This window comes from Neptunicella plasticusilytica, from assembly GCF_047922965.1.
Taxonomy (GTDB): Bacteria; Pseudomonadota; Gammaproteobacteria; order Enterobacterales; family Alteromonadaceae; genus Neptunicella; species Neptunicella plasticusilytica.
In genome coordinates this window covers 1,029,313-1,042,206 of the sequence record NZ_CP150481.1, presented here as the reverse complement: position 1 = coordinate 1,042,206, position 12,894 = coordinate 1,029,313, and the positions used below count along the sequence as shown (strand labels likewise).

General features: G+C 44.8%; 11 protein-coding genes. 1 reads left to right on the top strand and 10 read right to left on the bottom strand.

Translation table 11 applies throughout. The features are described 5' to 3' along the window. Positions 1 to 1,368, bottom strand: a complete 1,368-nt coding sequence (locus V1467_RS04480) for an ATP-binding protein (protein WP_416307601.1) — start codon at positions 1,366 to 1,368, stop codon at positions 1 to 3. A 225-nt stretch (positions 1,369 to 1,593) separates the two neighbouring features. On the opposite strand from V1467_RS04480, the gene V1467_RS04475 reads away from it, so the two are divergent. Beyond that, entirely contained in the window at positions 1,594 to 1,770 is a 177-nt protein-coding gene (locus tag V1467_RS04475) for a DUF3545 family protein (protein WP_416307600.1), read from the top strand. A gap of 54 nt (positions 1,771 to 1,824) precedes the next feature. Here the strand turns inward: V1467_RS04475 and ung are convergent, their stop codons facing one another. From ung to V1467_RS04430, 9 genes are all read right to left on the bottom strand, one after another. Then, on the bottom strand, positions 1,825 to 2,490 hold the full coding sequence (gene ung / locus V1467_RS04470; protein ID WP_416307599.1) for a uracil-DNA glycosylase: 666 nt from the start codon (positions 2,488 to 2,490) through the stop codon (positions 1,825 to 1,827). Then, positions 2,487 to 3,779, bottom strand: coding sequence for a threonine synthase (thrC, locus tag V1467_RS04465; protein ID WP_416307598.1), 1,293 nt, complete (start codon positions 3,777 to 3,779; stop codon positions 2,487 to 2,489). The genes ung and thrC overlap by 4 nt, the downstream gene beginning before the upstream one ends. Beyond that, entirely contained in the window at positions 3,766 to 4,743 is a 978-nt protein-coding gene (gene thrB, locus V1467_RS04460; protein WP_416307597.1) for a homoserine kinase, read from the bottom strand. The genes thrC and thrB overlap by 14 nt, the downstream gene beginning before the upstream one ends. Beyond that, entirely contained in the window at positions 4,743 to 7,205 is a 2,463-nt protein-coding gene (thrA, locus tag V1467_RS04455) for a bifunctional aspartate kinase/homoserine dehydrogenase I (RefSeq protein ID WP_416307596.1), read from the bottom strand. The genes thrB and thrA overlap by 1 nt, the downstream gene beginning before the upstream one ends. A 351-nt stretch (positions 7,206 to 7,556) precedes the next feature. Next, positions 7,557 to 9,140, bottom strand: a complete 1,584-nt coding sequence (locus tag V1467_RS04450) for a hypothetical protein (protein WP_416307595.1) — start codon at positions 9,138 to 9,140, stop codon at positions 7,557 to 7,559. 91 nt (positions 9,141 to 9,231) lie between these two features. Further along, positions 9,232 to 10,371, bottom strand: coding sequence for an ABC transporter permease (locus tag V1467_RS04445; protein WP_416307594.1), 1,140 nt, complete (start codon positions 10,369 to 10,371; stop codon positions 9,232 to 9,234). Next, entirely contained in the window at positions 10,372 to 11,298 is a 927-nt protein-coding gene (locus V1467_RS04440; protein ID WP_416307593.1) for an ABC transporter ATP-binding protein, read from the bottom strand. After that, positions 11,295 to 12,257, bottom strand: a complete 963-nt coding sequence (locus V1467_RS04435; RefSeq protein ID WP_416307592.1) for an HlyD family secretion protein — start codon at positions 12,255 to 12,257, stop codon at positions 11,295 to 11,297. Before V1467_RS04435 ends, V1467_RS04440 begins: the two co-directional genes overlap by 4 nt. Beyond that, entirely contained in the window at positions 12,254 to 12,886 is a 633-nt protein-coding gene (locus tag V1467_RS04430; RefSeq protein WP_416307591.1) for a TetR/AcrR family transcriptional regulator, read from the bottom strand. The genes V1467_RS04435 and V1467_RS04430 overlap by 4 nt, the downstream gene beginning before the upstream one ends. Between the last annotated feature and the right edge of the window lie 8 nt (positions 12,887 to 12,894).

Here is a 12,894-nt window from a genome sequence, read left to right as displayed (position 1 = left end):
TTATGTGACCACGAGCGGCAGGGCCAGTGTAATTACTGTGCCCTTGCGCGGCGTTGATTTCACATTAATATCCCCTTTCAATCGACTTTTCACCAGATTAAAAATAATCGCCATCCCCAGCCCACTGCCACCACCACTTCGATTGGTAGTAAAAAATGGCTCGAAAATATGCAACAGGGTTTGCTTGTCCATACCACAACCATTGTCAGCAAATTGCAGTTTTACCTGAGTGTTATCTGATACCAGCGATAAAGTAATTTTATTATTTTCGTCGCCGTCGAAGGCATGAGTGCAAGCATTGTTAACCAGATTAGTCATAATCTGCGCTATTGCTCCCGGATAGGATCGCATAGAGATGTTCTCTCCGGCCTGATAATCAATGTTTACAGCACGGGGTTTCAGGATGGGATTAAGGCTACTTAACACGACTTCAATATAAGATCGCAATTCAAAATCGACGATTTCCACCACATTCTGATCGACTGCAGTCTGTTTAAAGTTGTGTATTAGAGAGGCCGCGCGATGAATATTGCTGTGGATCAATTCCATTGTTTCCGACAATTCATTGAGCAAATTCAGCATCCGGGTTCTGGTCAAGGTATTGTGCTCAAATTCACTCCGTAACTTTTCCAAAACGTATTGGCAATGGCTATTGCCTGTCACCGCCACGCCTATGGGTGTATTGACTTCGTGGGATATTCCCGCCACCAATCGCCCTAACGCAGCCATTTTTTCACTTTCAATCAGATTCTGTTGCATGGCTTTTAGATCATTCAGTGAGTTGGACAGGCTCTCGGTACGCTGACTCACTTTCTTTTCCAGCTCCTGATTACTCTTGCGCAGCTTTCTTTCATACTGATTACGTTCATGCGCACTGATAGCGCGGCCAAATAAATCCGCCACGCTAGCGCAAAAATGTTGTTCATCCTCATCCCAGGTCTTGGCTGTTCCGATATTTTCGGCACATAAAATACCTATCATTTCGCCCCGATGCCTGATGGGACAGTCCAGCATAGAGGTAATATTTAACGGTTTAAGATAGGATTCGGCAAATTCGATAGTATGTGGATCAGTTTGGGCGTTATCTGCAACAATTTTGCGATCGGTATCCAGTGCGGCAAAATAATCGGGAAAGTCAGCGCGTTTCAGAACCAGTCCGTCTTGCTTTAATTGATGATGGTTATCAATCAGCAAGCGACAGCGAATTCCGTCATTTTCTTGATCAAATAGCCAGATACCGGCTCTTTGTATATTTAAACCTGCCATAGTTGAAGACACAATGAGTTCGGCGGCAGCGTTTAAATCACCGGCGTCAATCAGCGATGAGCGGGATACATCAAGTAAGATATCTTCCAGTATCTGCCTCATTGCCTGTTCCCTATTTGTCCAACTAATTGATTACTAACTAAACATCCTAGTCAGCAGCACAGAAATTACAAGTAGCGTGAGGAAGTATAAAGCTTTATTGATATCAAACACTTATCCGTTCTCATAAAAAATTCATATTTCGTTAATCTAATGTAAATAAAACTATTTTACTTTATCTCTACCTATGGTATACCCATATAGCAGTTTCATCTGAAGGAGATCAGTGTGGATAAGTCAAGTTTGATGTCGATGTTAGACCTGGAAACTCGCTCTGCGAAAACTAAAAAGAAAAAGCGCAAATGGAGAGAAATTGAAGCTATTCAAGATGAGTATCGATTAAGAAAAGAACTAGAAGAAATCGATTCGCTAAACGAACTGGATATTATTGAAGTTACCATGTAAATCTAAATAAAAGCCTCGCTGAAAGTGAGGCTTTTTTTGTCATGGTAGCCCTGGTTATTTTGGTAAGCACCAGTTAATCGGTTTTTTACCTTGCTCGGCCAGTAACTGATTGGCCCGGGAAAAGTGTTTGCATCCAAAAAATCCGCGATAAGCAGACAGCGGAGATGGGTGAGGACCTGCCAGAATATGGTGACGTTGTGAGTCTATCACTCGCCCCTTTTTCTGCGCGTGACTGCCCCAGAGCATAAAAACCAGACCTTCAGTATGGCGACTGAGTTGTTCAATCACTTTGTCAGTAAATTGTTCCCAGCCAGTCTTGCTGTGAGAGTGAGCCTGCCCACGTTCAACAGTCAGTACCGTATTGAGCAACAACACGCCCTGCTCGGCCCAGGATTGCAAATAGCCGTGTGTCGGGATCTGGAAACCATCAATATCGGTCGCCAGCTCCTTGTACATATTTTGTAATGAAGGTGGTGTCGGGATGCCGGGTTTCACCGAAAAACACAGTCCATGTGCCTGATTAGGGCCATGATAGGGGTCTTGCCCCAGAATCACGACTTTAACCTTGTCCAGCGGGGTTAATTTAAAAGCGTTAAACACTTCATCCGCCGGTGGATACACCTCGACACCGGCCTCCCGGCGCTGCTGGACAAAATGCATGATCGCTTTGAAATAATCCTGCTGTTTCTCGTCACCCAGCAAGTGTGCCCAATTACTCATGGCTGAATATTCAGCTCGCGATACAGATAATCCTTAAGCTGATCGAAATCATTATCCAATTCAACAGATAATATTTCCTTGCCGGCACATTCGGCCAATTCCGGCGGTAAACTGATTGGCTGGCCTAATACATTTTCAACACTTTCCTTGAATTTGGCCGGATGGGCAGTACCCAGAAAAATACCGGTTTGCCCTTCAGACAATTGTTTGGTCAGCGCACGATAGGCCACGGCAGCATGAGGTTCGCTTACATATCCGACTTGAGCTAATTGCTTCATCGCCAGTTGAGTATAGTCTTCATCAACGGCTTGGCCGCTCAATACATCTTTATCCAGATAGTCAAACTCAAACAGCGCTTCAATACGTGGCCAGTTATTCGGCTGACTAACATCCATGGCGTTGGACATCGTTGCCACAGTCGGTGCCGGAGCCCACTCTCCGGTTTTTAGAAAACGCGGAACAGTGTCGTTGCTGTTGGTCGCAGCAACAAAGTGCTTGATAGGTAATCCCATGGTTTTAGCCAGCATGGCGGCGGTTAAATTACCGAAATTACCGCTGGGGATCGAGATAACCACATTGTCGCGTTTATCTTCAGGGAGTTGCGCAAAAGCCTCGAAGTAATAACAAACCTGGGCCAATAAACGGCTGATATTGATTGAGTTGGCCGAATTAAGATGAATATCTTCACGCACTTTAGCGTCGTCAAAAGCGGATTTTACCAGTTGTTGGCAATGGTCAAAATCGCCTTTGATCGCCACGGTACGAATATTACCGCCTAACGTCGCAAACATTTTTTCCTGCAGCAGACTGATTTTGCCTTTGGGATACAGGATAACAACCTGAATATTGGCTAAACCATGAAAAGCGTGCGCGACTGCCGCCCCCGTATCACCTGAGGTAGCGGTTAAAATGGTGATAGGTCGGTCACCCGCTATTTTAGCCAGGCACTGGGCCATAAAACGGCCGCCAAAATCTTTAAAAGCCAATGTCGGGCCATGGAACAGTTCCAGACAGAAAATATTGTCATCCACTGCAACCAGCGGAGCCTCAAAACTGAACGCAGTACTAACAATATCCGCCATATCCTGTTGGCTGATTTCACTGCCGATAATGCGGCCAAGGATTGTACTGCTGCGAGTAACCAAATCCAGTTCGAGTAACGCATCAATATCATCAAATTTGGGGATTTGTGCCGGAAAAAATAATCCCTGATTACTTCCCAAACCTTTTTGCAAAGCTTCGGAGAAGCTAACACGTTGGCCGGTATCTTTTAAATTAAACAGTTCCAAGTTCTTTACCTTCACTACATATTGATCCGTCCGGATCTAGTTTACATATATGGCTGAAACCATCTGCACTTTGCACATAATGGGACGCCAAAAATTGCTGAATTTGTTCAGCATGGGCCAAATCATCAGTCACTGCAAATACCGTTGGGCCGGAGCCGGAAATCCCGAATGCCAGAGCACCGTTTTGCATAGCAAATTCACGGCACTGATCAAATCCGGGTAACAGTGATTTTCGATGGGGTTCAGCTATCACATCGGTCATCATCGCTGCTGCCATAGCCCTATCACCACGATGCAAGGCATCAACAAAGACACCCAGTTGACGACCAAATTTAATGCTATCAGACAAACTGATTTGTTTGGGAAGAATTTGTCTTGCTGCCGCGGTAGAAACACTTAATCCGGAATAGCAGCTCACCCAATACCAGTCATCAAAAACAGGCAATTGGGTGGTAATCTGTTCACCCTGCTCTACCATTAATGTCATACCGCCGAGGTAACATGGTGCGACATTATCATAATGAATACTACCACTGATTTGACCTTCCAGTTCTCCCATCATCACCAGCATCTGATTGCGGTTAAAGGGGCTACCATAAAACTGATTTAAACCGTCAAAGGCGGCCACAATTGAACTGGCGCTGGAGCCCAGGCCACTACCTATAGGTAAATTTTTGTTCAGTAACATTTTAACCGGGCCGGCAACGATTTCCTTAGCGGCTAACTGTTGTTGGAAATAGTGATAAGCCTTGGCAACGATATTATCAGCCAGGCTGCCGGGCAATTTGTCGGCAAAACGTCCTGTGACTTGCAGCGAAAACTCGTCGGCAGCACAAACTGTTACTTCGTCACCTAACAAACTACCATCCAGCGGTTTTAGCGCCGCTCCCAGAATATCAAAGCCTAAACTCACATTCCCGATGGAAGCGGGGGCATAGGCTTTTACAGGCATTCGTTGTGACATTATATCTCCTGCTTCCAGGGTAACGTGCGCATTACGTCAGCAAACACACCAGCGGCTGTCACTGCAGCACCAGCACCATAACCACGAATAACAAAAGGTAACGGGCGATAATATTGACTATGAATAGCCAAAGCATTCTCACCATCTTTAACCGCATGTAACGGATGAGTCGCGTCGACTTTATCGATAAATACTTTACATTTGCCTTGATCTATCTGGCCGGTATAGCGTAATACTTTGCCTTCTTTGGCCGCACTATTGACCTTGTCCTGAAAGGTTTTATCCAGTTGCGGCAATTTGTGCATAAAGTCGTCGATGCTGCCAGTGGCATCAAAAAAATCCGGCAGTACCGACTCAATCTCGATATCTTTCAACTCCATTTTCATCCCTGCTTCACGAGCCATAATCAACAGCTTACGAGCCACATCCATACCGCTTAAATCATCACGAGGATCCGGTTCGGTGAAGCCGTTTTTACGCGCCACTGCCGTTGCTTCAGATAGACTCAATCCTTCTTCCAGTTTACCGAAAATAAACGACAACGATCCGGACAAAATTCCCTCAAAACGCACCAGTTTGTCACCCGCATAAATAAGCTTTTGTAAATTCTCGATAACCGGTAATCCGGCCCCGACAGTGGTTTCATACAAAAACTGACGACGGGTATGTAATGCCGTTTCACGCAACTTGTTATAAAAATCCATGCTACTGGTATTAGCTTTTTTATTCGGGGTGACCACATGGAATCCGGCTAGCATGATTTCCACGTATTGATCGGCAATCACATGACTGGTAGTACAATCAATCACCACCGGATTGACGAGGCTGTTGGTTTGGGCAAATTGTTGTAGCGTTTGAATGGAAAAACGTTGTTCACTGGCAAGCAGATCTGATTTCCAGTCAGTACCCAGATCAATACCCTGTTTGCGTAGTAGCAGATGCTGACTGTTAGCAATACCATAAACCCGTAAGCGGATATTACGCTTTAATAACAGTTCCTGTTGACGGGCAATTTGCTGCAGCAACTCCCCGCCCACGGTGCCACAGCCGACTAAAAAAGCATCAATTGTATGCACATCTGAAAAGAAATTATGATGCACGACTTTAACCGCTTCTTTGGCTTTACGGCTCTCAATAACGGCTGAGATTGAACGTTCCGATGACCCCTGTGCAATAGCCACAATATTGACCCGAGTTTGAGTTAAAGAAGTAAAAAATCGCGCGGCCAGACCTTGATGCTTGCGCATCCCGTCGCCCACCAGTGAAATAATGGCTAAATCTTCGCGCAATTCGATAGGTTCCAGTAGCTGATTGGCCAGTTCCAGTTCAAACTCGTCATTGAGCAAATCGTGTGCTCGCTGGGCATCTTTACTGTAAATACAAAAGCTGATGCTATATTCGGACGACGACTGAGTAATTAGAACGATAGAAATATTAGCGTTAGATATCACTTCAAAAACGCGGCTGGCCATGCCAACCATCCCCTTCATACCCGGACCTGCGACATTAAACATGGTCAAATTTTCCAGATGAGAAATGCCTTTGACACTGGTCCAGATTTCACTGGGCTGGTTGCTAATGAGGGTACCCGGAGTGGAAGGGTTAAGTGTATTTTTAATCAAGCAGGGAATGTGATGTTGGGCGATGGGACCGATGGTCTTGGGATGTAATACCTTGGCACCAAAATAGGATAATTCCATGGCCTCCTGATAAGTCAATTTATCCAGTAAAACCGCGCCTTCTACCTGATTGGGGTCGGCATTGTAGACCCCGTCAACATCGGTCCATATTTCGCAGCATTCCGCTTTGAGGCAAGCCGCCAGTATTGCGGCAGAATAGTCCGAACCATTTCGACCTAACGTGACCTTCTCGCCTTGATGATTAACTGCGACAAATCCGGGCATGATCAACACTTCATTATCGGCATAGTCAAAATCGGCAAAACGGGCAATGCTGGTGCTCATATCGGCCAAGCTATCCAGATAATCTCCCTCTGCTACCACATAATCAGCCGGCTCGATTATCTGGTTGGGTTGTCCTGTGGCCAGTAACAGCTGGCTGAAGATATTGACGCTAACATATTCCCCCAAACTCAGAATTTTGGCCGTGACAGCATCGGGGCTGCAATGTAACAATTTGATCCCGGCGAGCTGATTTTCCAGATCCTGCAGTTTCTGGTTAATAAAAGCTTGCAAACCTGTTGCGTCGAAATCAGTCAATTCGTTGCTTAAATCCGTTACAATCCCCGTCAATGTCATACGTAACTTGGCGAGCAGCTCAAGATAATCATTGCCCGCAGCTGCCTGCTCCACTAACAACGACAGGGCGTTGGTCACCCCTTTGGGCGCAGATAACACCACCGCCGCACCAGATTCGGTATGAATGGTGTGGACGATATCTTTGACATTTAAATAACGCCTCGCGTCGGCTAATGACGACCCACCAAATTTTAAAACTTTCATCTGCTGCTCCTGCCCTTTTCTTGTTGTGTATCTTAAATCTTATCTATTAAGAAATAACTAAAACTCTTATGTTGTTTGGCTTCGATAAATGCTTATTCAGCCTAAAAAAAAACCCGCTTCCTGAAGGTCGCGGGCTTTATCAATTCTTTTTACGCACTAGCCAGCGACAACCACCCTTGTTTGGGTAATCGTGGTCATCATAATGGTGGTGGTGCGAATCATTGTTTTCATGAGTTGTAATCTGCCGTATAGACGTCTAGATGTCAACAACTTATCTAAATCAGATCAAATGATTTTCCAACGACTTCAACTATTCTTATCTGTTCACTAGTTTGTCAGGGCGAAAATGTATCAATCAATATCATCCGTCAGCCTATACCAAGTGCCGCCTACATCGGTTTTTAACACTTTATATCGACTATTCAGAAAAATCTTCACCGCTATATTCATTGAATATATTTTATAGTCATTTTTTCCTACAAAAATATAAGGTACATTTTTCTCGGCAAGATTATCGAGTATGTCACCGATCTGTTCCGGTAAATAAAACTCCCAAGCCGAGCCAGTCATTGTGTAAGCACATTGCCGCTCGGCAAAGGCGTATATCATGGCATTACCAAATACATATATCGGACCCGATTTTGCCTCTTTATGACGCAAAAACTCGGCACTTTGCCGCAAAGCCTGATAATGCGGACTAATTTTCGACTGATATTGTTGAATGCCGCCGTTTCTGATCCACAAGTAGCTTAACAGTTGCTGGCTTTTATAGATAAAAGCCGGAGCCAATGCCGCCAAAAGCGGCAGGAGAATAACTAATCCGGCCAGAATTTCCATTTTTACTCTACTTTCCGGCAATTGGCTGTGCAGATAATTAATGACATGACCTATACCTAGCACAGCAAGAATTCCGGTCGGAACAAACAGTAGCAAAGCATGGTAATGCCACCAGGAAAAACGCTGAACAATAAATAGGATTAAAGCCATGCACAGCCAGCCAATTAACATGCTTGTCAGTACATCAAAACGATTTCTACCCCATTTATAGACGGCTATCACCACAAATATCAGCCATGGGCCGTAGTAGCTGAGATAAAACCCTGCGGCGGTAATCAACCTGGATAAACTGGCGGCTGGCGATTGAACCAATGCCTGACCCGGATAGATAAAGGCCGTCCAGAGTAAAGGATAAAGACCTTCTTGTGACCAGAAATAGCCCAAGGTAAACACTAATGGAATGGCTGTGCCGCTTAACAGCGCCAAAACTGCTTTGGTCGCTAATAGTAATGCGTGATTGGTTTTATGCTTGAGAAGGTATACTAATGCGATTCCCCATATCAGCATCACTATGGCACCCAGCAACAATTTGAATAACACCGCAATACCGGCAAATACACCACTCATAACAAGGGGCAACATCAGCTTATGTGGATTACGTATGGCCCTCAGGGCAAACCACATGGAGAGATAAATGGGTAACCCGGCGATCATTTCCAACTGGGTTAATTCGTCTACTCCGACTACAGCATAATAAACAGCAATGGTGGCGACAGGCACAATTGGCGCTAACCATTTATGCTGGAAATAACTGCGTAGCGTGATAACCAGAATTGTGGCAAAAAAGACCAACCATATTAACTCGAGTAAATGTATACCGAATTCATTAAAACCAAATAGCTGACCAGCAAAATAGTAGAAATAATACAATCCTGGCTGCTTATTATCCCAATATTCAATGTATAAGGTCGCGCCGTGATCGAGTGCTTTGGCGCCATACAGAATCGTCGCCTGGTCAGGACCTAATGGGTAATATAGATGGCTCAGACCTAATCCAAAAATGATCAGCAGCGCGACAACATGCCAAGAAAACCGAAACCACTGGCTATAAACAGTTTTAGACATCGCAAAAATATTTAGCCAGCTTCCCTGTCGCACATCCTCTTCCTCGGATTATTTGATTGTGAACAATTTTATTTTAATCAAAAGTATATATTTGATTTAAAAGAAAAACGCCTTTGTTTTCAAGTCAATCCAGAGTGCGCCTGTACCTCAATATTGCAACAACAGACAGGATGATGGTAAATATCAGAATGGCATAAAGTTCGTTGACTAAATCAGTCAGTTGAGCACCTTTAAGCATGACTCCCCGTACCACACGTAAAAAATGGGTCAACGGTAATGCTTCGCCGATAAACTGCGCCCAACCCGGCATTCCCCGAAACGGAAACATAAATCCGGAAAGTAGTATCGAGGGCAGAAAGAAAAAGAACGTCAGTTGCATCGCTTCCATTTGCGACTTGGCAATGGTCGAAAAGGTAAATCCCAAGGCAAGGTTGGCCAGAATAAAAATACCTACGCCAATTATCAGTAATGCTACGGAACCGGTAAACGGCACAGCAAAAACATAATGAGCCGCCAATAACACAACCAATGTTTGTACTATACCGACAACGGTATAAGGCATAATTTTACCCAGCATCACTTCGAAAGGTTTGGCAGGCAATGCCAGCAAGTTTTCCATCGTCCCACGTTCGGCTTCTCGTGTCATCGCAATCGCGGTGATCATGACCGATGTCATAGTCAGGATAACCCCTAGTAATCCGGGCACAATATTGTATTGGGTAATCCCTTCAGGGTTATAGGAACGATGCAAAACCACATCAACAGGAAGGGCGTCGGCCTGCAACGGCGCCAAGCTGCCGGTTAAATCATATCTAAGGGCCTGGTTCACCATAATACTGGCTCGAGAGACCGCATTGGATGATGCTGAAGGATCGGAAGCATCGGCTTCAATAAGTAACTGTGGATGCTCCCCTCTTAGCAGTTTCTTGGTAAATCCTGCAGGTATAGTCACAATAAAAGCGACTTTCCCCTGAATCAGCAACTGTTCTCCTTGTCGAGAATCGGTTGAAGTAGCCACAAGTTCAAAGTAACCGGAATTTTCCAATGCCGCCAGAATGGTTCTGACTATAGGCGTCTGCTCCTCAGCCTGAACGGCGGTGGGTAAACGTTTTGGATCAGTATTAATAGCGAAGCCAAATAAGATTAACTGGACCACCGGGATCACCAGCATCATGGCAAAAGTTAGTTTATCGCGGCGCATCTGGATCATTTCTTTGATAAAGATCCCGCTAATCCGCGAATAGATTCCGGTTAAATGCTTCACTTAATGCTGCCTGGTATCTTGTCCGGCTTTAGCCATCAAGGCGATAAACGCATCTTCCAGGGTAGCCTCTACTTGCTTTGACTGCATATCGCTTTTGATGTGTTTATCAATGGCTTTTTCCAGTTGTTCTGACTTTGTACCACTGACATGCAAAGCCGCACCGAAATAAGCAGCATTGGACACACCCGGTTCTTCCCTGATTGCATCTGCCACCGTCCTGACTTCATTCCCGTCAACACGATAGGTCACAATGCCTGACTCGTTAATAATATCCGCCACTTTTCCCTGGGTAAGTAACTTTCCATTCGCCAGATAAACAATACTGTCACAACGTTCTGCTTCATCCATGTAATGGGTTGAGACCAGAACTGTTAAACCGGCTAGTGACATTCGATGAATTTCGTCCCAAAAATCACGCCTGGCCTGAGGATCAACTCCGGCAGTCGGCTCATCCAGCAATAATAATTTGGGGCTGGACATGGTAACAGCGGCCAAAGCAAGCCGCTGTTTCCACCCTCCAGACAAGGCTCCGGCCAATTGTTTCTGCCTATTCGATAGCCCCAAGTTTTCCAATGTTTCATCCACTTTTTGGCGCATATCGGGGAGTTGATACAAACGGGCAACAAACTCCAGATTTTCCCTGATAGTTAGATCTGTCCAGAATGAAAACTTCTGCGTCATATAACCGGTTAAATCTTTAATTTGGGTACTCTGCTTTACGATATCAAAACCTAGGCAACTTCCATATCCTTCGGTAGGCTTAAGCAAACCACAGATCATCCGAATTGTGGTTGTTTTCCCCGACCCATTTGGCCCCAAAAAACCCCAAACCTTGCCTTTGGGCATTTGGATATCAACCCCATCCACAGCGGTTTTGTCATCAAAACGCTTTACCAGACCTTTCACATCAATTGCCAGTTCCGTCATTTTAACTGCACCTCAACAGGTAAACCGGCAGGTAAATTGACGGCATGTTCAGGTCTGGCTTCTAGCATAAAAACCAGTTTTTGACGTGACTCGGCGGTATAGATAACCGGAGGGGTAAACTCGACTTGGTCAGCAATAAAACTGATTCGAGCAGAAATGGGAGCGGATTGGCCATCTGCGATAATACTTATTTTGTCACCTACCTTAAAATTCATTAAGTCTGCTTGAGGAACAAAAAAACGGATCTTGGTGGACTGGCTGGTCAGCATTGCTAAAACCGGAGCGCCAGCATTCACATATTCACCTTTATGATGAATAAGCTCATCCACCCGTCCTTCAATCCGGCTAACAATACTGCGTTGTTGAAGTTGCCAATCAGCCTGTTCTAACGCAGCTTGGGCCGCTACTGTATTGGCATTTGCGGCAGATTGTTGTGCTGGTCGAGCTGCCAGTTTAGCAACTTGAATATTTGCATCTATTGTTTGTTTGCGCGCTTGCGCCATTTTAAAATCAGCAACAGCTTTATCTCGTTGTGCAGCCGGCACTAGTCCCTGTTTAAAAAGAGCGACTATCCTGATTTGCTCTTCTTCAGCAAGAATCAAAGCTGCTATTGCTTCTTGTTGTTGGGTTTGTAATGCGTCAATTTCTTGCTGTCTAGCTCCGGTACGTAAATCCTGCTCCTGCGCCCGAGCTTGTTCCAATCTAGCATTCAATTGCTCCACATTGTCCTGCTGTGATTCATTATCCAACTGGAATAGAGATTGTCCTTGAATAATTTCATCCCCTTCTTTGACGGATAGAACTTGAATCCATCCAGGCTGGGGCGCAGCAATATAGACAAAGTCGGTTTCAACATATCCCGTATAGTGATTGGGACGTTTATCAGGCTCGCAAGCGATATTAATCAAGCCAAGCATAAGCAATACTAAAATTTTCAGGGCTTGTCCGATCCTGTTCATGGCTTATATTCCTGACATGTTCTCAATGCACGAAAAAGAATATCCTGATGGGTCAAAAATAGTTCGCACAAATCCACTTGATTATCTGTAGTTCGTGCAAAAACCACTTGCCAAATGGCGGAAAGCACCACAGGGGCGACAACCAGTCTGGCAGTTAAGGACGGATTATCCACTCGCAATTCTCCTGACTTTGCCCCCTTTTCCAAAACTTTTGTCATCGCATCTAAAACCCGATCTATGACTTGTTGCCGATAACGTTCAACCAATTCGGGAAAAACACCAGCGTCAGAAATCAATATTTTCATCATTTTGGGCAGTTTCGAATGAGTTAGAAGTGATGGCGCCATATGACAAAATTGTTCAATGGCTTGGCAAGATGTTTGTTGAACTGCTGTTATTTTTTCAATTACCTCAACATTGGGTATCGCAATATTATCAACCAAGGCATTAAATAGTGCTTCTTTGGATGCAAAATAAAGGTATAGCGTTCCTTTAGTTAAATCCGCCCTGGCTGCTATGTCATCCATACGGGCTGCTTTAAACCCTTTATCAAAAAACTCGTCCAAGGCTGATTCAAGTAATACTTCACGCCGTTTGTCTTTCGCTATGGCTGTTCGTGCCCGCTGCATATAGGTGT